The sequence below is a fragment of the Xenorhabdus sp. Sc-CR9 genome (genome assembly GCF_963897815.1).
GTDB lineage: Bacteria > Pseudomonadota > Gammaproteobacteria > Enterobacterales > Enterobacteriaceae > Xenorhabdus.
Window position 1 is genome coordinate 13,464 of record NZ_CAWQTY010000181.1, and the last position, 21,846, is coordinate 35,309.

Consider the following 21,846-nt stretch of genomic DNA (forward strand, 5'->3'; position numbering starts at 1 on the left):
CCGGGGTGAGTGAGTGCAGCCAACAAAGCCGCGATTTGAAATTTATTGGGTAACTTGTTAATTAAGTTATTATAAATTTATTTTGCTGCATCCAATGCCTGTGCAAGATCAGCAATAATATCATCGCTGTGCTCAAGCCCAATGGATAAGCGGATCAAATCCCGTGATACACCAGCATCTACCATTTCTTTATCGCTTAGCTGACTGTGGGTGGTTGATGCTGGGTGACATGCCAGAGTTTTAGCATCACCGATATTGACCAGTCGTACAATTAATTGCAGGGCATCAATAAAGCGTATGCCTGATTCTTCTCCTCCCTTGATACCGAAGGACAAAATAGAAGCTGGCTTTCCGCCCATATAACGAACAGCCAAATTATGTTCTGGGTGTGTAGATAACCCTGCGTATTTAACCCATGATACCTGAGGGTGTTGTTCTAAATATTGAGCAGTTTTCAGGGCATTTTCTGTATGGCGCTCCATGCGAAGTGCCAGTGTTTCAAGACCCTGCAAAATCAAGAAAGCATTAAAAGGAGACAATGCTGCACCCATGCTACGCAGTGGTCCAACACGGCAGCGGGCGATAAAGGCCGCTGCACCAAAATGTTCGGTATAGTTTATTCCGTGATATGAAGCATCCGGCGTGTTTAAAATCGTAAAGCGATCTTTATGTTCCGCCCAAGGGAATTTACCTGAATCAACAATCATCCCGCCAATAGAAGTGCCGTGACCGCCGATATATTTAGTCAGGGAGTGGATGATAATATCTGCGCCATGTTCAAACGGACGGCATAGGTAAGGCGTTGCAACGGTGTTATCGACAATAAGAGGAAGACCGTGGCGATGGGCGACCTCCGCCATTGCTTGAATATCAACGATATTTCCACTGGGATTTGTGATTGATTCGCAAAATACTGCCTTGGTTTTTTCATCAATCATCGCTTCAATGGCGGCAATATCGTCATGCTCTACAAAACGAGTTTCAATCCCGATACTCGGGAAAGTGTGCGCCATTAAGTTATGCGTTCCCCCATATAATTTTGCTATGGAGACAATATTGTCTCCCACAGTGGCAATAGTCTGGATTGCATAGGTAACTGCCGCCATGCCAGAAGCAACTGCAAGTGCACCAATTCCTCCTTCCAGAGCAGCGACACGTTTTTCCAATACTTCATTGGTTGGATTTGTTATACGAGTGTAAATGTTGCCCTCAACTTTTAAACCAAAGAGATCAGCACCATGCTGGGAATCATCGAAAGCATAGGAAGTTGTTTGGTAAATCGGGACAGCAACTGCTTTGGTTTTAGGATCAGGTGAATAACCGGCATGGATAGATAAGGTTTCTAATTTCATTGTCATTTCCTTTAGTTAAGTGATATTTACTCTCGAGACTGACAATCAAAAATACTGGTGCACTTGTTTCGATTGATCTGGGAATTCCTTTATTGGATTGAAGAGTGAATCAATTTATTGTGATATTGTTACTCTTAATTGATTATTTTATCTGTAAAATATAAATATCATTATTATGTCCTGCTTTATTGTTAATTTACTAAACCAGAACAAAATTTGTAACTAATTTACAAAATAACGATATAACAGAGCAATATCAAAAATAAATATTAACATATATCAATTTGATATCAGCTTGAAGCAAAAAGTTAATTTTATTTTTTAGGTGCTATTTCTATGAATAATGGTGGGAATACGGTATCAATAATCCAATGTAAATCACATTTTAGTATTGAATCTGCCTTGCTGTTTTTTTATTTATATTTTATCCATAATATAATCAATTATCCTATCTGAATGAATATTGAAAAATTTACTGGTTTTGGGTTCTGAATTATCTTTTTGGATAATTTATTATTTCCTCTCAAATATTCATCACATATCTGCACAAAATGGATCTTTTCTGCATATAGCGGCTATTCAGATTTATATATTCCACGCAATGATAAATCCCTAATAATGATTCATCACGTCATACCTATACCCATTGTATACCCATTCAGTGCTTATGCATTCGATATATGACAAAAGGGGAATACTCATGAAAGGTCTGGATAATAAAGTCGCTATTATCACTGGCGGAGCTACCAAAATTGGTGCAACTGTTGCCAGAGTATTGAGTGAATATGGTGTTAAGGTCGCGATTTTAGACATCGATCAGAAAAACGGGCAGAAAGCTGTTAATTGCCAATCTGGAACCATTCACTTTTGGCATGTTGATATTACTGACGATAAGCAACTTTTTCAGGGAATCAATGAGGTCGTTGCTTATTATGATCGTCTGGATTATCTCGTCAATCTTGCGTCAACGTATCTGGATGACGGGGAAGATTCCAGCCGTGAAATGTGGCTGACAGCCTTGAATATCAATGTGGTCAGTGCCCTCAGGGCAGCTCAGTTTGTGCGCCCTTATCTTGTTGCTACAGGAGGTGGGGCAATTGTTAATTTCACCAGCATTTCATCTTCTATAGCTCAAACGGGCCGTTGGGTATACCCCGCTTCCAAAGCGGCTCTGTTGCAAATCACCCGCAGCATGGCAATGGATTACGCTGCTGATCGTATTCGCGTTAACTCTGTCTCTCCGGGTTGGACCTGGTCACGTGTCATGGATGAGTTGACTCAGGGCAATCGTCAGAAAACGGATGAAGTCGCCGCTGATTACCATTTGCTTGGTCGTGTGGGTGATCCTGAAGAGATCGCACAGGTGGTGGCTTTTCTTCTGTCAGATTCAGCGAGTTTTGTGACTGGGGCGGATTATGCCGTTGATGGCGGCTATTCAGTCATGGGACCCGAGCAGGCAAAACCAGCCATTCCGCGTTTGGCGGAATAGGGATGCTGAAACAGAAATAACGGCAGCATCTGGGTTTCGTCATTCAAAACACAAGAGGAAATATCATGCGTCGTATAGCTATCGTAGGGGGTGGTCAAGCCGGACTGCCTCTGGCCCTTGGTCTGCTGGACAAGGGCTATCAAGTGACTGTTGTGACCAATCGCACCCCTGATGATGTCTGCAATGGCCGGGTTATGTCGAGCCAATGTATGTTCGATTCTTCTTTGCAATTCGAACGTGATTTAGGATTAAATCCGTGGGAAACACAGTGTCCTCCCGTTGAAGGTATTGGTTTTGTTGTACCCCATCCCAAAATTTTCGACGAAAAGGTTATTGAGTGGAGCGCTCGACTCGACAAATACGCACAAGCTGTCGATCAACGCATCAAGATGCCATTTTGGATGGAGCAATTTGCTTCCCGTGGCGGTAATCTGGTTATTGACGATGTAGGTCTTATTGAATTGGAACGATTGGCGGACAGTCACGAACTGGTTATTCTGGCGGGCGGGAAGGGAGAAATCGTGAAATTGCTGGAACGCGATATTTCCCGATCTCCTTATGATAAACCTCAGCGAGCATTGGCATTGACTTATGTAAATGGAATGCTGCCAACACCTGAATATTCCCGTGTTTCTTTTAACCTGATTCCGGGTGTCGGTGAATATTTTGTTTTTCCCGCCCTGACGCTAAATGGCCCTTGCGACATCATGGTTTTTGAAGGCATACCGGGAGGAGTCATGGATGGCTGGCGAGAGGCCAGAACGCCGCAGAAACATCTGGCCTATAGCAAGCAAATTCTCAAGACGTTCCTACCGTGGGAAGCTGAACGTTGTAAGCAAGTGGAACTTACGGATGCAAATGGCATTTTGGCAGGATGTTTCGCTCCGGTGGTACGCAAGCCTGTATTGACACTGCCTTCCGGCAAACAGATTTTTGGGTTGGGGGATACCGTCGTCACGAATGACCCGCTGACAGGGCAAGGCTCGAATAATGCCACCAAAGCCTGCAAAGTGTATTACGAAGCCATTCTTGCCCGTGGGGATAAGCCTTTTACGACAGAGTGGATGAACGATACGTTTGAAACGTTCTGGAAATATGGTCATTACGTTGTGGAGTGGACAAACAGCCTGCTTGTTCCACCGGAACCTCATATCCTGCATTTACTGGGCGCAGCCCAACAACTGCCGGCACTTGCCAGCACGATTGCCAATGCTTTCAACCATCCTCCTGTGCTGTTCCCATGGTGGAAGGATAGTCAAGCCTGCGAAGAGTACATCCAGTCACAGACGATTCAAAAAGCAAGTGCCTGAGCGGAGAAATGGCCATGAATCTGAATATACTGCACAGTCAGATACCCGTGTTTAATGCTGAATGGGGGGTAACTGAATTTGGGGCAAGGGCGCTGCGTGCGCTTTTGGGAAATTATCCGACAGGGGTTGCGGTTGCTGCGACACGCACTGCTGACGGGCGTAACGTAGGTCTGACCATCAATTCATTCGCTTCACTTTCGCTGGAGCCGCCGCTGGTGCTCTGGAGTTTGGTCAGTCATTCTCCTAATCTGACTGTATTTCGGGACTGTGAATATTTCACCATCAGCATGCTTGGGTGCGATCATCAGGAGCTGGCAATGCGTTTTGCCAATCCGGGGGTTGAAAACAAATTTCAGGATATTCCCGTGCAGGAAACACCAGAAGGGGTTCCTTCGATTGAGGGAGCGATAGCGACACTGGTTTGTGTCAATCATCAGCAAACGCATCTTGGCGATCATTTACTGATGATTGGTAAAGTAAAACGCATTGCCAGTATTGAAGGTAAACCGTTGGTTTTTCATGGTGGTATGTTTACTGCACTGCATGATATGCGCGAAATATAAAAAATTATTCTGTTGTTTTTGTAAGAACATTTATTTGTTGGGAAAACACTCAGGAGATATACATGAAAAGTCCATTAAATGCGTTTGTCAGTGCGCTGAATCAGGGGAGAGTAAAGATTATTGATCTCACGCAAACACTGTCCCCGAATTTTCCGGCCTTACAATTGCCTGAACAGTTCGGACAAGTCTGGGCGTTTAAGGTCGAGCGCATTTCTCAGTATGACGAGAATGGCTCTGACTGGTACTGGAACAATTTTAGTTGTGGTGAGCATACAGGAACACATTTTGATGCCCCAATACATTGGGTCAGCGGTAAAGATCATCGGGATAACACCGTTGATACTATCCCTTTGGATAACTTTGTGGCACCTGCTGTGGTGGTGGATGCCAGCCAACAGGTGGCACAAGATCCGGATTGGCTATTAACGGTGGAATTTTTACAGGAGTGGGAAGCGCAGTACGGACGCATTCCTGCGGGAGGATGGCTGCTGTTCAGAACGGATTGGTCGAAACGGGCAGATAATCCGGCTCTCTTTCTCAACATGCGTGATGATGGTGCGCACACTCCGGGACCGAACCAAGAAGCTGTAGAATGGTTGATCCATGAGCGAGATATTCGGGGATTCGGGGTAGAAACTGTCAATACTGATGCGGGTCAATCCTACGCATGGCCTGTGGCTTATCCTTGCCATACTTTGATGCACGGAGCGAATAAATATGGTTTGCAGTGCCTGAAAAATCTCGATTTGCTGCCACCAACCGGCGCAGTACTGATTGCAGCACCTCTCAAGATTGAGGGAGGATCAGGCAGCCCCCTGCGTGTTCTGGCTCTGGTCGATTCTCTTTCGGGAGAGATACCATGATCGATCCCAAGCCACAAATTATCATCGTGGGCAGTGGCATAAACTCGCTGGTCTGTGCTGCCTTGTTGGCGATATGGGGCAAGTCTGTCCTGATGCTGGAACGGAATGATGTACTGGGTGGCAGCATTCGCACAGAAGAGCTTTTTCCGGGCTATATCCATGATGTGCTCTCCTGCTGGTATCCACTGTTTCTGGGCAGTCCCGCTTATTCAGTGTTGGGACCTGCACTGGAACAGGCAGGTGTGGAATTCATGCAAAGTGAATATTCAACCGGATTGGTACAACCGAATGGCAGGGGTATTGCCTTAAAGCGGGATATTCTGACTTCGGCATCACGATTTGATGAAATCGCTATAGGAGACGGTGCGGCATTGAGACGCATGGCACAGCAAATCCTTCATGATGATGCCGGATTGCTCTTTGGCCTGTTGGGGCAAAACCCTTATGGGTTAGGAACACTTAAGTTACTGTTCTCTGAATGGCGAAAACGCGGCATTGATGGATTGGTGGAATTTGCCGGTAATTCATTGGAAACTTTCCGGCGCTGGTCTGAACGTGAATTACAGTCCGATTTTAACTGTGCCTTGATTGCGCCTTGGGTATTGCATACGGGATTGGGACCGGATGATGCCGGTTCCGCTTTGATTGGCAAACTTACCTTCGCCGCTGTGCTTGCGGGAGGAATGCCTGTTGTGAAAGGCGGCGGTATTCGGGTAGTGGAAGCATTCAGGGCCATTATTGAGCAGAATGGTGGTCAGCTTATGACTCATGCGCAAGTTGACCGCATCATCACCCAAAAGCGAGGAAAAACGCTTCGTGCGACTGGCGTAACGGTGGCAGGAAAGGTTTATCATGCAAGTGAAGCGGTGGTTTGCAATGTAACTCCCCGACAGCTTTATGGTCACCTGCTGGATAACGTTCCTGAGACTGTTATGCAACGGGCACGGAGCTATCGCTACGGGCGGGGGGGAATGCAGATTCATTTTGCCCTGAATGCCCCTCCTCCGTGGTGTGAACCGGAATTGCGCCATGTACCGCTTGTTCATTTAACGGAGAGTATGGAACAGGTATGCCTATCTGTAGCACAAGCTAATAATGGTTATCTGCCAAGCCACCCGACGCTGGGTATCGGGCAGCCGACAGCCCTTGATCCTTCCCGTGCCCCAGAAGGCGGGTGGATCTTGTGGGTTCAGATGCAGGAACTTCCCGTTCATTTGAAAGGTGATGCACTGGGAGAAATTCCAATTCCCGCAGATGGCAAATGGAATGAAACTGTCCGTGAAGCGGTTGCAGACCGTGTGCAGATTCGTCTGGAAAATGTGATGCCCGGTTTTTCATCTTCGATCGTCGGGCGTAAAGCCTATTCTCCGGCGGATTTACAGGCATTGAATCATAATTTGGTCGGCGGTGATCCCTACTCAGGTATTTGTTCGCCCGATCAGTTTTTCTGGTTGCGTCCTTTTGCTTCTTCGAAAGGTGTGAAAGCGCATCAGACTCACATCAGTAATGTATTTCACATTGGAGCTTCAACTCATCCGGGACCCGGATTAGGCGGAATTTCCGGCTATCTTGTTGCCCGTCAACTTGCACAACGTTAAACAAATTAGTCAGGCATTTCTCATTTTGTCCATTCATCTCTTAACGAGAGGGAAACTATTATGGCGTTAAAAGCGATAAAATTCAGGCCGTACTTTTATGCAGCAATCTTGTTATTGCCGAGCACTTCGGTCATGGCGACAGAAGGAGGGGGAACAGGCTCCTATCCTGATGGCTTGGATAATTTTTTGTCAGGTGTATTACCGCCTTCAGGCATCCATTCACTGTTTTATGGCGGGAATATTCACTATAACAAGCTGAAGGGAAACAACGGTGAACAGATCCCCGTTCCGGGTTTTAAGGTTAACGTGAATGTGTTGGCACCGAGGTTGGTTTGGGTGACAGATCAGAAAATTTTTGGCGGGCAGCTGGCCTACCATACTATCGTACCGTTATTGGACGTGAATACTGAAGCGGCTGGCAAGCACAATAACAGCAAGGGGATAGGCGATATCACCTTTGGCCCGGCCTTGGGCTATCATTCCACACCCGATTCAGGTTATGTCATTGGGTTGGATATCAATGCACCGACAGGCAGCTACAATCGCAATGATCCTTCCAGTCTGGGAAAAAATCATTGGACGGTTCAGCCTGTCTGGGCGTTCAGCTATTTTCCTGCTTATGGCGCTAATGTGGATTTAAAAGTAATGCATGATTTCAACTTCCGTAATCAAGATACCAACACGACTTCCGGTCAGGCCCTTCATGCGGATTATGCTTTGGGATGGGGATTTGGCAATGGTTTGGTGGCGGGAGTTGGCGGCTATGTTTTTCAGCAGATAACCCATGACAATGGACCAAAATCCGCACAGGGTAAAGCAAGTGCGTTCGGAATTGGCCCTTCTGTCCGTTATGCCAACAATAAAGGCTGGCTGGTCGCGGTGAAATGGCAAAAAGACTTTGCAGTGAACAACCGTCCGGCGGGTTCGCAAGTATTCTTAAAAGCGGCGATTCCCTTTTAATATGAATACATTTTTATAATGATATACACCCTTCGTCTTGATGCATATTGAAATCCATTGGGTATAGCGGATTATTGAACAGCTGAAAATTGAAGAGATTAACAATATCGCTTCACTGGGAAAATAACATGGTGAGTAATGAGCGACGCTGCTCGGTAATATGAGCAGCGTTTATTTTTATTATCTTATTCATCCAATAAATAATAAAAATAAGGTTTCACAGTAGTAATACACTAAAATCATGGATTAGCCACGTTTCAAACTCTTGCTCGGTGTTTCACCATAGCGGGCTTTATATTCCGCACTAAATCGTCCCATATGGGCGAATCCCCAGCGCAGGGCAACACCGGTGACGCTGGTGGCTTCTCCTGCCATAAGCTCCGTGCGGACATGCTCCATGCGCAGGTCACGTAAATATTGCATCGGGCTGATATTCAAGAATTCTTTGAAGCCGGAATAGAGGCTGCGCAAGCTGACTCCCGCTATTTGGGCGAGTTGTTCTACTGTAACCGATTCGTGGGCATGGGCTTGCAGGTATTCCTGTACCCGCCGTACATGCCGTGGGCGTATGGAAGAGCGGTGGTTAGAGGGGGATTCACTGTAATTATGCTGATGTGTGGAGAGCAATGTGGCGGAAAGCAATTGTTCCAGCTGGTTGGTAACCAGCTTGTATTGCAGGATATCGGGTATTTGGGTTAAACATTCTAATAGATAAGGCATTAAACAGCGCCATGCCTGACAATGCTGCCACTCAAAGCCCAATTCAAATATCAGGGGATGATCCAATGGATGCCCCAGTATCCCGACAAGGGTTCGTTCAAGCAGTGAGCGGGACATTCTGACCATAAACTGGTCGCTATCCGCGTTCCAGCGCATGGAGGTGTGTTGGTTCGGGCTGAGAACGGATGCCATATTCGGGGTGGAATCAAGTTGCTGATCACCACTCTCAATACGTGCGCAGCCTGTCAGCGGCATCTGGATAAGAAAAAAGTCTGTTAATTCACCCGGATTGATTTCAACGTTGGCACCATACCGCAGCCGGCTCATGGAAAAATCCCCGAGCGGGATATAGTGCATTTTGGCATCCAGCTTTCGGCAGCCATTCAATATATTTAATTGATGAGGCTGCATGACCCGTCCGACCATAGATTTAATTTCATCAAGATCAGTGGATGAAAAAAGTAAATGGTCGGAAGAATTGAAGTGAGACGTAATTTTCGATACCGCATATTTAGGATCTGTGCATTTTGAACCGGAATATCGTGATTCAGCGTTGTTTGATTCAGAACGGTTATTTAATTCAGGACGATAGTGAGGCCACGGATTGCTCGTCATTTCAGATACCTTCAGTCAATAACTTGATTGGCTCTATCTCATTTTGTTATTAACAGTATCCATATATTGTCTAAATGGAATATATATGATTATGCATATGTTCATAAAAGGCATTATTTACTGCCAATGATATTCATCTCTCTCAAGTAAAGCCTGTTTTGCCGGATTTTATTGATAATTTGTCCATCTGATGCAGGCTTTATCCGGACACTGCATAAATAACAAGTACATGACAAATCATGCATTGACCATTAATTCATACTTGCATTACATCAATGTCACTAAGAGATATCAGGTTGACACGATGAGGTGGGCATGGCTGAACGATCATTTGTCGAAGAAGTGAAAAAATTACGTTTGGGTCAAGGTGACGTTTTCAGTGGCGAAGGAATACTTGCTGTGACAAAAGCGCTGTTGGAATCTGGCGTTGCGTATGTTGCCGGTTATCAGGGAGCGCCGATTTCACATTTGGTGGATGTACTGGCGGATGCACAGGATGTTCTGTCCGAATATGGTATCCGTTTTGAAAACAGTGCCAGTGAAGCTACTGCCGCCGCTACGCTCGCCGCCTCTGTTAACTATCCCTTGCGTGGTGCCGTGACATTCAAGGCGACTGTCGGCACCAATGTTGCCTCGGATGCGCTGGCAAATCTGGCATCTGGTGGCGTCCTTGGTGGTGCGTTGATTATTGTCGGGGAAGATTATGGTGAAGGTTCCTCCATTATGCAGGAGCGTAGCCATGCCTTTGCGATGAAATCGCAGATCTGGTTGTTCGATCCGCGCCCCAATCTGCCTTCGATTGTGCGGGCGGTGAAAACGGGATTTGAGCTGTCGGAAGCCAGCCACACACCTGTCATGTTACAAATGCGCATTCGTGCTTGTCATGTGCATGGACGGTTTGTTTGTGAGGATAATCGCGCGACTACATTCATGATCAAAGATGCCCTGAAAAATCCGGTGCGTAATCTTAATCGCATTGTTTTGCCGCCTGCCTGTTTTCTGCATGAAAAAGAGAAAATTCAAGATCGCTGGCCTGCTGCTGTACGTTTTATTCAGGAGCGCGAATTAAATGAGTTTTTTGCTGAAGGTGCTGATGATATTGGTATTGCACTGCAAGGCGGATGCTATAACACCGTGATACGAGCCTTGAATTTGCTCGGATTGGCGGATGTTTTTGGCAAAAGCCAAATTCCGCTGTATGTCATGAATGTGGCTTACCCGCTGGTTGAAGAGGAATTTGAGCGTTTTTGTCATGGCAAACAGGCGGTTTTAGTGTTGGAAGAAGGCCAGCCTAACTTTGTGGAACAAAACGTTGCCAATATTCTGCGTCAACGTGGCATAACCGCCCATTTGCACGGCAAGGATTTGTTGCCAATGGCAGGGGAATACGATACGGCAACTGTGTTGGCGGGACTCCGTGCTTTCCTTGAACGTTACCACAAGATTGACGCTGAAATTCCGGTAGCAGCATATCAGGTACGCATTCCTGCGGTCAGTTTGCTGACTGAGGAGAAGGAAGAAATAAATGGCGTGAATGCGGCATCAAAAGATTTGCTGGAAAATGTGGTTCATGGTCGTCCGCCGGGGTTTTGCTCTGGTTGCCCGGAACGTCCGATTTTTACGGCGATGAAACTGCTTGAGCGGGAGTTGGGGCCACAGCATGTCAGTGCAGATATTGGTTGTCACCTGTTTGCTATTTTTCCTCCATTCAATTTGGGCAATACCACGATGGGGTATGGGTTGAGTGCAGCAAGTGCAGCAGCACTGAGTGCCCCGGTAGCGAATAAGCGGGCGATTTCAGTGATGGGAGATGGCGGATTTTGGCACAACGGTCTGACGAGCGGCGTTGCCAATAGTGTTTTTAATTGTAGCGATAATCTGACCATCATCGTGGACAACAGTTACACCTCTGCGACGGGAGGACAGGATATTCTGTCCTCAACGGCATTGAATCCGGGTCGCAGTACAGGTCATGAAATAGAAAAAGCGGTTAAAGGTGTCGGTGTAAAATGGGTGCGTACGATCAAGCGTACTTATGATCTAAAAGCAATGACCTGCACTTTGCGCGAGGCACTGACGACAGGTGAGAAAGGGCCAAAGGTCTTGGTCGCACAAAGCGAATGTATGTTGAACAAACAGCGCCGCGAGAAGAAAAAGATCAAGGAGGCTATTGCGGCAAAACAGCGGATCGTCCGTGAGCGTTTTGGCATCGACCCTGATCTTTGTACGGGGGATCACTCTTGTATTCGTTTGTCTGGCTGTCCTTCTCTGTCGATAAAACCAAACCCTGATCCATTGCGTCCCGATCCGGTAGCGACGGTATTGAATAGTTGTGTGGGCTGCGGATTATGCGGGGAAATCTCTCATGCCGCGATACTGTGTCCCTCTTTTTTTAAGGTGAGAATTATTACGAATCCTACTTTCTGGGAGAGGATGATTTACCGCATTCGCAAAGGAATTATCGGCTATTTACAGCGTCGTGATGTTAAACGGCGTGAAAAATATGACTTTTAAGGGGACTGTTTTTTATGAAATCGCCCGTTAATTCATTCAACAAACTGCCGAACATTCAGCCGATCAAAATTGCGATCTTGGCAATGGGAGGAGAAGGCGGTGGTGTACTGGCTGATTGGATCGTCAATCTGGGTGAAAAGAATGGTTATTTTGCCCAGACGACATCTGTACCCGGTGTGGCACAGCGAACTGGAGCAACGATCTACTATGTTGAACTATTCCCCGGCTCGGATGATCCTGAAATAGCAGAACCTGTGTTGGCTCTGATGCCGACTGTTGGTGATGTGGATATCGTTCTGGCCTCAGAATTGATGGAAGCAGGGCGTGCTGTCCTGCGCGGTTTTGTCACGCCGGATCGCACTACATTGATTGCCTCGGCACATCGAGTGTTTTCGATGGGAGAAAAATCAGCGATGGGGGATGGCCGGGTGGATAGCCGCGTGTTGATCCGGCAATCTCAACAGGCTGCTTTGCGTTTTGTTTGTTTTGATATGGCACTGATGGCAGAGAAGAGTGGCAGTGTTATTAGTGCGGTATTGTTTGGTGCACTTTGTGGCACAGGTGTTCTGCCATTTAGCTGCTTCCAGTTTGAAGAGACAATCATCAAGGGAAAGGTGGGAATAAAAACCAGCCTGCAAGCCTTTCGCTTGGGGTTGAATCGGGCGCAGTCGGAGGTGGGGATTGCAGGTTCAACATTGGCAACCAGTGCTGCTAATATCCCGAAAAGAGTACTGACTTACCGCCATAACCGTTCTCCTGAACAACCTCTTTATCAAAACAGCTCCAATAAAAGCATTTCTTATAAAAACACGGTGAATGCCCTTTTGCTGTGTATCCGGCAACAGCTTCCGTCTGGTGTTCATGATATCGCTACCGAAGGTGTCAGGCGTTTGATTGATTATCAAGATCCGGCTTACGCCAAATTGTATCTTGAACGATTGCAGGATCTTAATAATCAGGCAGCAGAGCATGATGAGCGATTACTGTGCGAAACGGCCCGTTATCTGGCCCTGTGGATGGCTTATGAAGATACCATCCGGGTGGCTGATCTGAAGATCAGAGCCGATCGGTTTAACCGGGTTCGCAAGGAAGTGAGGGGGAGTCGTGCTCAACTCATAGAAATTAATGAATTTATGCACCCGAGAATGGAAGAAGTGTGTGACACCTTGCCCGCCAGTATCGGGCGTTGGTTGTCTCGTTCTCATTTTGTTAACCGGATGCTGGCAAAATTACTCAGTTGTGGGCGTGTGATTACCACAAGTTCAATCCGGGGATATTTGTTGCTGTACACGCTGGCAAAGTGGCGCCGGATGCGCCGCCATACCCTGCGTTTTCAGCATGAAACAGAACGGATTGAAGGCTGGCTACAGCGGATTATGGTAGCCGCTAAACGCGATCCGGCGTTGGCTCTGGAAATTACCCAATGTCAGCGGTTGATCAAGGGATATGGCGAAACGCATATCCGTGGGTTGCGCAATTTCCAGACCCTGATGGAGATTGTTGATCATCATTTAAATCATTTGCCTGCCGCCAGCCTCCGGCAACTGCGTGAAGCTGCGTTGGCTGATGAACATGGCAATCAATTACGCGAGTGCCAACGGCATCTTTCTCTCTATTAAAAATGAGTATGTTAAGGAGGGGTCTGCGATGGGCCTACTGAAGTTTGTACAGCCTCATAAGATTCGGTTTTCTGAATGTGATCCTGCGGGGATCGTCTTTTATCCTCAGTATTTCATCATGTTCAACAACTTACTCGAGGTCTGGTTTGATGAATTAACCCCAATGGGATATGCCAGTTACATCTCAAAATATCGCTTTGGCCTGCCGACAGTTCATGTGGAAGCCGAATTTAAGGCGATCAGCAGGATGGGGGATGAGGTTTGGCTGGAGTTAAATGTTGAGCAAATTGGTCGGAAATCACTGAAGCTACTTCAGCGCTGTGTCAGCAAGAGCGGAGAGCTGAGAATGAGCGCGATTCAGACCTATGCCACGACTTCACTGGATACCCATAAGGCGATCCCGATCCCTGATGAACTTTATTATGCATTAACTGAACAGATCCCTTAACCGAATTCATGTCTCAATCAAACTATTCCTAATCAAACTATCCCCAATCAAACTATCGGGTGGTTGGTACTTGTGACAGGAGCATAAGCATGGACACAAAAAGTATGAACATCGTATGTGTTGGTGGTGGGCCGGCAGGATTATATTTCGGTTTGCTGATGAAATTGCAAAATCCTGATAACCGTGTTGTGGTAATCGAGCGCAATCGCCCGTATGACACGTTTGGCTGGGGTGTGGTGTTTTCGGATGCAACGCTGGAAAACCTGAATATGGCAGATCCCGTTTCAGCCGCAACGATTGGCGGGGAATTTAGCCATTGGGATGATATTGATATCTACTTCCGGGGAACGCTAAATCGCAGTAGTGGTCATGGGTTCATTGGTATTGGCCGTAAAAAATTACTGAATATCCTGCAAGATCGTTGTCAGGAAGCTGGAGTTGAACTCGTATTCGAGACTCAAGTTGAGGATGAACAAGAGATCGCCCGTAAATATGATGTTGATTTGTTGATTGCCTCTGATGGAATCAACAGCCAGATCCGCAGCCGCTATGCCGAAGTATTTGAGCCGGATATCGACCAGCGTCATTGTCGTTTTGTCTGGCTGGGAACCCGCAAGGTATTTGATGCTTTTACATTTCTGTTTGTAGAAACCGAATATGGCTGGTTTCAAGTTCATGCTTATCAATTTCAGGAAGGGTTATCGACCTTTATTGTTGAAACAACAGAAGAGACTTGGCTGGCAGCGGGTATCGACAAAATGTCACAGGAAGAGGGCATTGCATATTGTGAAAAACTGTTCGCACCGTGGCTGGATGGCTACAGACTGATCTCCAATGCGTCGCACTTGCGTGGTGCTGCGATTTGGATACGTTTCCCACGGGTGATCTGTGCTAATTGGATTCATCGGATCAAACCGGAAGGAGAACACGGCAAAAATGTTCCCATTGTATTAATGGGAGATGCAGCCCATACCGCCCACTTTTCCATTGGCTCCGGCACAAAATTGGCACTGGAAGATGCAATTGGATTGACTAACAGCTTGAAAGACAATCAAGGGGATTTGTCGGCAGGTTTAGCCCATTACCAAAAATTGCGCAGTGTGGAAGTGTTGAAAATCCAGAATGCGGCGCGTAATTCAACCGAATGGTTTGAAAATGTGGTGCGCTACGAAGGTCTCTCACCGGAACAATTTGCTTATTCGCTGCTGACACGTTCACAGCGTATTTCCCATGAAAATCTGCGGGTAAGAGATAAGGCATGGCTGGAAAATTATGAGTGCTGGTTTACCCGACAGTCTGGTCACTTGTCTTTGCCGATCCCACCGTTGTTGACACCTTATAAGGTGCGGGACGTGATCCTGAGAAACCGTGTTGTTGTTTCCCCTACACTGCTATATAGCGCAGTGGATGGTATGCCGGGGCGGTTTCATCAGGTTTACCTTGGTAGCAGAGCATTGGGGGGTGCCGGTTTGATCATCGCGGAAATGACGGCGGTTTCACCACAAGCCCGTGTCACCCCTTTTTGCACGGGTTTGTGGAACGATCAACAAACGCAGGCCTGGAAGACGATCACCGATTTTATCCATCAGCACACCACTGCCTTGGTGGGTATTCAACTGGGACATGCGGGGAGGCGGGGATCAACCCAACGGGGATGGGAACAATCCGATCATCCTTTGTCCGAAGAAAACTGGCCCCTGGTTTCGGCTTCGGCTGTGCCCTATCTGTCCGGGATCTCACAAGTGCCGTCGGTGCTCACCAAAGCACAGATGAGTGAAATTACTGAGCAATTTGTGGCGGCAACATATCGGGCCATCGAGGCGGGCTTTGACTGGCTGGAAATTCAGGCTGCTCATGGTTATTTGCTTTCCGGCTTTATTTCGCCGCTGACTAACCAGCGTGATGATGAATATGGCGGTTCGCTGGAAAACCGTCTCCGTTTTCCGCTGGCGGTCTTTAAAGCGGTACGTGCTGCCTGGCCCGCCCATCTGCCGATATCTGTGCGTATTTCTGCCACCGATTGGGTCGAAGGAGGAACTACCGTTGATGAGGCGGTATTGATTGCCCGATATTTGTATGAAGCGGGTGCGGATATTATAGCGTGCTCCACTGGTGAAGTTTCCATTGAACAAAAGCCCGTTTATGGGCGGATGTACCAAACCCCTATGGCTGATCGCATCCGCAATGAAGGCAAAGTGCCTGTTATTGCTGTCGGTGCGATTACTGATGCTGATCAAATCAACGGCATTATTGCCTCAGGCCGTGCCGACCTCTGTGCTTTATCACGTCCATTCCTGTCCAATGCAGCCTGGTTGCAGCACGAATGTGCCAGATACGGCTGGACAGAGATCGATTGGCCTAAACCTTATCTTTACGGCAAAGAACAACTGGAACGTCAATTGGCACAGAAATATGACCAATAGGTTTCAAATTTTCCAATGATTCTCAACTTATCCGTACAGGAGATATTTATGTCTCAACAAGAAAAAGATCAAACCCATGATCAATACAGAGAAGACATTATTGGCCGCGCTAATGTTGCGGATTCCCCTGAACTGTTAGCGTATTACAAGGAGTTGGCAAATCATAAGACAGGGGCACTTTGGACAGTCGCTAATAAAATTGAGCCTTGGCAGCCTGAATCCGCCTCGGTTCCGGTACTTTGGCGTTATCGGGATCTGCGTGAACACGTCATTAAATCTGCTGATTTGGTATCACCGGAAAAAGCGGGTCGCCGTGTGGTTTATCTGAACAACTCTGGAAAGGTAGGGTGGACTACCTCGGTGGGACTGCTCTATTCCGGTCTTCAGACAATGCGACCGGGAGAGGCGGCATCTGCCCATGCCCATTCTTCCTCTGCCCTGCGTTTTATCATGGAAGGGCGTGGCGCTTACACTATTGTTGATGGGCGGAAACTGTTACTGGAAGAGAATGATTTTGTCTTGACGCCCAATGGAACATGGCATGAACACGGTGTTGAACCTGATGGTTCACAGTGTATCTGGCAAGATGGTTTAGATATACCGCTGGTTAATGTTCTGGAGGCCGGTTTTTACAAAGTGCATCCTGACCTGCGCCAAGTTGTCACTGAGCCGGTGGATTCTTCTGTTGCATTGTGGGGAGCACCTGCCCTGCGCCCACAGAATATTCGCTGGGATCAACCTTATTCTCCATTGTTCCGATATCTGTGGGAGCCGACGTATGAAGCCTTGCAGCGTTATGCCAGCACCTCAGAAGGCTCCCCTTTTGATGACATTCTGATGTACTACACCAATCCGATGACGGGCGGCCATGTCATGCCGACGCTTGGTGCCAGTATGCAGTTATTGCGTCCCGGCTTTGTTGGCAAAGCGCATCGTCATACCGGTAGTTTCATGTATCAGGTGGCAAAAGGAGAGGGATATTCCATCATTGCCGGTCAGCGGTTTGACTGGCAGAAACGGGATATATTCTGTGTACCATCATGGGCTTTCCATAAACATGTGAACACGTCACAAACGGAAGACGCCTGCCTGTTCTGCTTCAACGACTTACCTGTGATACAGGCATTGCAACTGTATCGTGAAGAGGCCCTGACTGATAACGATGGGCATCAATGAGTGGGAGGATAGAAATGCGTTTAATCACTTACCGTACCGAAGTGACGGCTGCCGCACGATTAGGAGCAATAGTGAATAATCACGTGGTGGATTTGAAAAAGCTGGCTGCCCATGTCGGAAATGTATTACCGAATAATATGCTGGATTTTATCGATTTGGGGCCGTTGGCTGTGAACAGTACAAGGGCTTTGTTGGATTCGTTCAGCGGGGTATGGCCGGTAGGCACAGCATTACCGTTGCAGAATGTGAAAATTCTGGCTCCCATTCCCCGTCCGCGAAAAAACATTTTTGGCATCGGACTGAACTATGTTGAACATGTGGCTGAATCCAGCCGGACGCTTGATACGGCAAAAGAGCTGCCAAAAGAACCGGTCATTTTCTCTAAACCACCAACTACGGTGATTGGCCCTGGTGATGCGATTGAACATAACAGTGAGATAACTCAGCAGCTGGACTGGGAAGTGGAGCTGGCAGTGATTATGGGAACCCGCGCCAAAGACGTACCGGAAGAAGAGGCACTGAATTATGTCTTCGGTTATAGCCTGCTTATCGATATGAGCGCCCGTGATTGTCGCCGTGCGGGGCAGTGGATCTACTCTAAGGGGCAAGACACCTATGCCCCTTTCGGCCCTTGTATTGTCACTGCGGATGAAATCCCCAATCCTCAGGATCTTGCATTGAGCCTGAAAGTTAACGGCGTCATTAAACAGGATTCTAATACCCGTCATATGTTGTTCAAAGTCAATACACTGATTGCGGATATTAGCAAGGGCATCGTACTGGAACCGGGAGATATCATTGCCACCGGAACGCCGGATGGTGTCGGAGCAGGCCGTACCCCGCAAGAATGGCTATGGCCGGGGGATATCGTCGAAGCGCATCTTGAGAATATTGGCAGTTTGCGCCATCCGGTCATTGCCGTGTAAAGACAGCAACGGAAACAGGAGCCTGATATGCTGAATCTTCCTAAGTTCAGGGCCGCTGCGGTACAGGCTGCCCCAATATATCTGAATACAGAGGCGACGGTCGATCTCGTTTGTCGGTTAATCCAAGAGGCAGCAGGCAATGGTGCCAGCCTGATTGCTTTTCCCGAAGTCTTTGTTTCTGGTTACCCTTATTGGAACTGGGTGATGAACCCCGTGCAGGGCAGTCGGTGGTTTGAAAAATTATGCAAAGCTGCCATTGAAGTACCGGGACCAGAGATCCACAAAATCGCACAAACAGCTGCCCGTTATCATATCAACGTAGTGATCGGTGTAAATGAGCGCAGCCCCACTGGTATCGCGACACTCTATAACACACTGGTCACTATTTCTGACGAAGGGTGCATTCTGGGGCGTCACCGCAAACTGGTTCCGACATGGGCAGAGAAACTGACATGGGCAAACGGCGATGCATCTTCATTAAAGGTACATAACACTCGCATCGGCCCATTAGGGGTACTGGCCTGCGGAGAAAATACCAATACACTGGCGCGTTTTTCTTTGTTATCTCAGGGAGAGTTGGTACATGTTGCCAGCTATATTTCCCTGCCTGTTGCTCCGGCGGATTATGACATGGCTGAAGCGATCCGTTTGCGGGCGGCAGCCCATTGCTTTGAGGGTAAAGTTTTTACTATTGTTTCCTGTTCCACTATTTCACAGGAAATAGTAGAAGCCATGAGTGCCAGCCATCCTGAAGCTGAAGAATTGCTGGCGCGCCCCAATAGTGCATTTACCGGGGTTCTTGGGCCAGATGGCCGTGTCATTGGCAATCCCCTGATAGATAAAGAAGGGATTGTTTATGCGGACATTGATCTGAATCGTTGCATTCAGCCGCGTCAGATGCACGATATCACGGGGCATTACAACCGATTTGATATTTTTGACCTGAAAGTCGATCGCCGTCCGATGAATGCGATCCGGTTTACAGATCCCCCATTGGGACAGGACAATCTGAATGTATCGGCAGGTGGGACTGATTCGGTACTGGAGAATCCCTCATGAACAAGACGCGTTATTTTCGGATAGGCCAGATTGTTCCCTCTTCAAACACGACTATGGAAACAGAAATTCCCGCTATTTTGCGCGCTCGCGAAGCGTTTCATCCTGAACGTTTTACCTTTCATTCCAGTCGCATGCGAATGAAAACAGTCACGAAAGAAGAGTTGACGGCAATGGATGCGGACAGTAACCGCTGTGCACTCGAACTGTCAGATGCGGCAGTGGATATATTGAGTTATGCCTGTCTGGTAGCCATTATGAGCATGGGCAAGGGCTATCACCGGATTTCTGAAAAACGCCTCCATTTAAAAGCATTGGAGAATGGTTATCCGGTTCCCGTTGTTACCAGCGCGGGAGCATTGGTAGGCGGGCTTCATGCCTTAGGGGCGAAACGGATCTCCATATTGACCCCTTATATGAAACCCTTAACTCAGTTGGTTATTGATTATATTGAAAATGAAGGGATTGAAGTTATCGACAGTATTTCCTTGGAAATCCCCGACAATCTTGACGTTGGACGGCAAGATCCTCTTGCCCCGCTGGAAATTACCAAGCGATTGAACAGCAATGTGGATCTTATTGTGGCTTCTGCTTGCGTACAAATGCCTTCTTTAGCTTCAGTATCCCTGATAGAAGACCGTGTGGGATTGCCGGTTATTTCCTCATCTGTTGCGACAACCTACATGATATTGAAACAGCTTGGGCTGGATACATACGTTCCGGGATTTGGCTCACTGTTATCAGGAAAATATTGATTAGATAATCGTTGGGGCGTGTTTTTCGCGGATTAACCTTTTAGAATCGGAAGACAAAAAACTTCCTAAGATAAAAAGGGTTGTTCAACTTATGCCAGATTCAAAAGTGTTTGTTGACAATTACTTGCCGGCCTTGCTTGGTCAGGCATGGATGTTGGTTTCGTCTGAATTCCATGACATTGTTGAAGCGAAGGGGCTGTCTGTGCTGGAGTGGCGAGTATTATCAACGCTGGCGGGAAGTGGCCCGATCGGCATTAGTCTTTTGGCACAAAAAACGGTTAGTAAACAGCCGACAATCACCCGAGTTTTACAGCGTCTGGAATCGCAGGGGTATATTGCACGTTTTTCCAATGGTGGAGGTGATCGCCGTATTACATTAGTACGCTTGACTGAAACCGGGCAAAAAGTAGTAAAGGAATTGCTCACTGAGGCTGAATCTCATGAAAAAAGTGTGATGGGACCATTGGGTAACCGCAAAAGTCAGTTATTGAAAGAGGTTCTGCAAGAACTGATCAAGCGGCATACACCGATACGCAGAGTACTGGGGGGATTGGATAAGTAATCAGCATTCTGAAAGAAATACCTTTATTTTTATTTTTGTGTCCCCTTTAGATATAAAATAATCCCATTATTGATAATTAATTATATCAATAATGGGATTAGAATTTAGGAATACATCTTTCAATTAGGTGTATTACTTATTTAATCAATAACTTCTGCTGCTTATCTTCATGTCGGGCATTTTCTGCCAGCATTTTGAAATCTTTCATTGTCCAATATTGCGTTGGAACAGACAAATTTCTCATCTTATTGGTTGGTAATAAGCGGAACTCAGCCAGCTTATCCAATGAAAAATGCTGATAGCACTCAGGTAGAGATAAACGCAAAGCAAAGTCTTCTTTACCTGATGGCATTAATGGATAGCGATTGTCTTGGGTATCATAATTCCGTTGCAGTACTAAAAACTTCTCGGGGATACGTTGATAACTGTTCCACCATAAGCCATCTACATTATCAAACATCTCTTTTGTGCCTGTCTTAGAATGTGTTCCCCGTACTCACGGGGATAAACCGCGGCGAAGCCGCCTGAAAGCGGCTCTGCTGAGTTCAATTACCATTCATCAATCCAAAACCGTTTTTTCTGCCAGAAACGCCGATATGGACTGTTATCAAAACACAGCAATTATCATACCGGATAATTAATTCAGAACGTGTTTAGTGGTTTTCTGATTGAATAAATGACAATTGACGCAATTATCCTGTACAACAATGGTGTTATCGTTGTTGTCCAAGTAGAAATAACCGCCGCTAAAAGTCTTTCCGGAACGTTTGCAGGGCACGAGCATACTTTGATTAACATTCAGCCAAAGAAAACTTGGGCGCGGTAATCATCACACCAGCTGGCTTTTTTAAGCTTATTTCTTTGGCTTGGTGCCCCGCAATCACATTGCTTGACCAT

The 21,846-nt window shown here is 46.9% G+C and carries 17 protein-coding genes and 1 pseudogene; 15 read left to right on the forward strand and 3 right to left on the reverse strand.

All coding sequences use genetic code 11. The features are described 5' to 3' along the window. Positions 1–77 precede the first annotated feature (77 nt). Positions 78–1,352 (reverse strand): bifunctional O-acetylhomoserine aminocarboxypropyltransferase/cysteine synthase, encoded by a 1,275-nt coding sequence (locus tag AACQ81_RS12005; protein ID WP_237387411.1) that lies wholly within the window; start codon positions 1,350–1,352, stop codon positions 78–80. 700 nt (positions 1,353–2,052) lie between these two features. Here AACQ81_RS12005 and AACQ81_RS12010 point away from each other — a divergent pair. The 6 genes from AACQ81_RS12010 (at position 2,053) to AACQ81_RS12035 (ending at position 8,135) form a co-directional block, all read left to right on the forward strand. Beyond that, positions 2,053–2,841 (forward strand): SDR family oxidoreductase, encoded by a 789-nt coding sequence (locus AACQ81_RS12010; RefSeq protein ID WP_237387412.1) that lies wholly within the window; start codon positions 2,053–2,055, stop codon positions 2,839–2,841. A 65-nt stretch (positions 2,842–2,906) separates the two neighbouring features. Further along, complete coding sequence (locus AACQ81_RS12015) at positions 2,907–4,151, forward strand: styrene monooxygenase/indole monooxygenase family protein (protein ID WP_237387413.1); 1,245 nt, start codon at positions 2,907–2,909, stop codon at positions 4,149–4,151. Positions 4,152–4,165: 14 nt separating this feature from the next. Further along, a complete protein-coding gene (locus tag AACQ81_RS12020) occupies positions 4,166–4,714 on the forward strand; it encodes a flavin reductase family protein (RefSeq protein ID WP_237387414.1) in 549 nt (182 codons plus the stop codon). 62 nt (positions 4,715–4,776) lie between these two features. Next, the gene (locus AACQ81_RS12025; RefSeq protein ID WP_237387415.1) at positions 4,777–5,577 is read left to right on the forward strand and encodes a cyclase family protein; all 801 of its coding nucleotides are present in this window, start codon (positions 4,777–4,779) and stop codon (positions 5,575–5,577) included. Next, positions 5,574–7,175: a phytoene desaturase family protein gene (locus AACQ81_RS12030; RefSeq protein ID WP_237387416.1), complete on the forward strand. Its 1,602-nt coding sequence runs from the start codon at positions 5,574–5,576 to the stop codon at positions 7,173–7,175. Before AACQ81_RS12025 ends, AACQ81_RS12030 begins: the two co-directional genes overlap by 4 nt. A 60-nt stretch (positions 7,176–7,235) precedes the next feature. Continuing rightward, on the forward strand, positions 7,236–8,135 hold the full coding sequence (locus AACQ81_RS12035) for a SphA family protein (RefSeq protein ID WP_237387417.1): 900 nt from the start codon (positions 7,236–7,238) through the stop codon (positions 8,133–8,135). A gap of 246 nt (positions 8,136–8,381) precedes the next feature. Here the strand turns inward: AACQ81_RS12035 and AACQ81_RS12040 are convergent, their stop codons facing one another. Next, positions 8,382–9,470, reverse strand: a complete 1,089-nt coding sequence (locus tag AACQ81_RS12040; protein WP_237387418.1) for an AraC family transcriptional regulator — start codon at positions 9,468–9,470, stop codon at positions 8,382–8,384. Positions 9,471–9,785: 315 nt separating this feature from the next. Between AACQ81_RS12040 and AACQ81_RS12045 the strand changes: the two genes are divergently transcribed. The 9 genes from AACQ81_RS12045 to AACQ81_RS12085 all read left to right on the forward strand — a co-directional run bounded on the left by AACQ81_RS12045 (position 9,786) and on the right by AACQ81_RS12085 (position 20,949). After that, on the forward strand, positions 9,786–11,984 hold the full coding sequence (locus AACQ81_RS12045; protein ID WP_237387419.1) for a thiamine pyrophosphate-dependent enzyme: 2,199 nt from the start codon (positions 9,786–9,788) through the stop codon (positions 11,982–11,984). 14 nt (positions 11,985–11,998) lie between these two features. After that, positions 11,999–13,603, forward strand: a complete 1,605-nt coding sequence (locus tag AACQ81_RS12050) for an indolepyruvate oxidoreductase subunit beta family protein (RefSeq protein ID WP_237387420.1) — start codon at positions 11,999–12,001, stop codon at positions 13,601–13,603. A 28-nt stretch (positions 13,604–13,631) separates the two neighbouring features. Next, positions 13,632–14,051, forward strand: a complete 420-nt coding sequence (locus tag AACQ81_RS12055; RefSeq protein ID WP_237387421.1) for an acyl-CoA thioesterase — start codon at positions 13,632–13,634, stop codon at positions 14,049–14,051. Between the two features lie 89 nt (positions 14,052–14,140). After that, the gene (locus AACQ81_RS12060; protein WP_237387422.1) at positions 14,141–16,474 is read left to right on the forward strand and encodes a bifunctional salicylyl-CoA 5-hydroxylase/oxidoreductase; all 2,334 of its coding nucleotides are present in this window, start codon (positions 14,141–14,143) and stop codon (positions 16,472–16,474) included. Between the two features lie 48 nt (positions 16,475–16,522). Next, positions 16,523–17,650: a cupin domain-containing protein gene (locus AACQ81_RS12065; protein ID WP_237387423.1), complete on the forward strand. Its 1,128-nt coding sequence runs from the start codon at positions 16,523–16,525 to the stop codon at positions 17,648–17,650. A gap of 14 nt (positions 17,651–17,664) precedes the next feature. Continuing rightward, the gene (locus AACQ81_RS12070; protein WP_237387424.1) at positions 17,665–18,576 is read left to right on the forward strand and encodes a fumarylacetoacetate hydrolase family protein; all 912 of its coding nucleotides are present in this window, start codon (positions 17,665–17,667) and stop codon (positions 18,574–18,576) included. A gap of 27 nt (positions 18,577–18,603) precedes the next feature. Further along, positions 18,604–19,635 (forward strand): carbon-nitrogen hydrolase family protein, encoded by a 1,032-nt coding sequence (locus AACQ81_RS12075; RefSeq protein ID WP_237387425.1) that lies wholly within the window; start codon positions 18,604–18,606, stop codon positions 19,633–19,635. Next, positions 19,632–20,387, forward strand: a complete 756-nt coding sequence (locus AACQ81_RS12080; RefSeq protein ID WP_272903082.1) for a maleate cis-trans isomerase family protein — start codon at positions 19,632–19,634, stop codon at positions 20,385–20,387. Before AACQ81_RS12075 ends, AACQ81_RS12080 begins: the two co-directional genes overlap by 4 nt. A 91-nt stretch (positions 20,388–20,478) precedes the next feature. Next, positions 20,479–20,949, forward strand: a complete 471-nt coding sequence (locus AACQ81_RS12085) for a MarR family winged helix-turn-helix transcriptional regulator (protein ID WP_237387426.1) — start codon at positions 20,479–20,481, stop codon at positions 20,947–20,949. Between the two features lie 136 nt (positions 20,950–21,085). On the opposite strand, the pseudogene AACQ81_RS12090 reads toward AACQ81_RS12085, so the two are convergent. After that, positions 21,086–21,421, reverse strand: a pseudogene (locus AACQ81_RS12090) (DUF4056 domain-containing protein); the annotation flags it as partial. Positions 21,422–21,846 lie beyond the last annotated feature (425 nt).

Bases quoted from the DNA above. Each gene is read 5' to 3' on its own strand.
- AACQ81_RS12080 (WP_272903082.1), top strand. From the start codon at position 19,632: ATGAACAAGACGCGTTATTTTCGGATAGGCCAGATTGTTCCCTCTTCA.
- AACQ81_RS12035 (WP_237387417.1), top strand. From the start codon at position 7,236: ATGGCGTTAAAAGCGATAAAATTCAGGCCGTACTTTTATGCAGCAATC.
- AACQ81_RS12020 (WP_237387414.1), top strand. From the start codon at position 4,166: ATGAATCTGAATATACTGCACAGTCAGATACCCGTGTTTAATGCTGAA.
- AACQ81_RS12025 (WP_237387415.1), top strand. From the start codon at position 4,777: ATGAAAAGTCCATTAAATGCGTTTGTCAGTGCGCTGAATCAGGGGAGA.
- AACQ81_RS12005 (WP_237387411.1), bottom strand. From the start codon at position 1,352: ATGAAATTAGAAACCTTATCTATCCATGCCGGTTATTCACCTGATCCT.
- AACQ81_RS12075 (WP_237387425.1), top strand. From the start codon at position 18,604: ATGCTGAATCTTCCTAAGTTCAGGGCCGCTGCGGTACAGGCTGCCCCA.
- AACQ81_RS12045 (WP_237387419.1), top strand. From the start codon at position 9,786: ATGGCTGAACGATCATTTGTCGAAGAAGTGAAAAAATTACGTTTGGGT.
- AACQ81_RS12030 (WP_237387416.1), top strand. From the start codon at position 5,574: ATGATCGATCCCAAGCCACAAATTATCATCGTGGGCAGTGGCATAAAC.
- AACQ81_RS12010 (WP_237387412.1), top strand. From the start codon at position 2,053: ATGAAAGGTCTGGATAATAAAGTCGCTATTATCACTGGCGGAGCTACC.
- AACQ81_RS12065 (WP_237387423.1), top strand. From the start codon at position 16,523: ATGTCTCAACAAGAAAAAGATCAAACCCATGATCAATACAGAGAAGAC.
- AACQ81_RS12015 (WP_237387413.1), top strand. From the start codon at position 2,907: ATGCGTCGTATAGCTATCGTAGGGGGTGGTCAAGCCGGACTGCCTCTG.
- AACQ81_RS12070 (WP_237387424.1), top strand. From the start codon at position 17,665: ATGCGTTTAATCACTTACCGTACCGAAGTGACGGCTGCCGCACGATTA.
- AACQ81_RS12040 (WP_237387418.1), bottom strand. From the start codon at position 9,470: ATGACGAGCAATCCGTGGCCTCACTATCGTCCTGAATTAAATAACCGT.
- AACQ81_RS12050 (WP_237387420.1), top strand. From the start codon at position 11,999: ATGAAATCGCCCGTTAATTCATTCAACAAACTGCCGAACATTCAGCCG.
- AACQ81_RS12085 (WP_237387426.1), top strand. From the start codon at position 20,479: ATGCCAGATTCAAAAGTGTTTGTTGACAATTACTTGCCGGCCTTGCTT.
- AACQ81_RS12060 (WP_237387422.1), top strand. From the start codon at position 14,141: ATGGACACAAAAAGTATGAACATCGTATGTGTTGGTGGTGGGCCGGCA.
- AACQ81_RS12055 (WP_237387421.1), top strand. From the start codon at position 13,632: ATGGGCCTACTGAAGTTTGTACAGCCTCATAAGATTCGGTTTTCTGAA.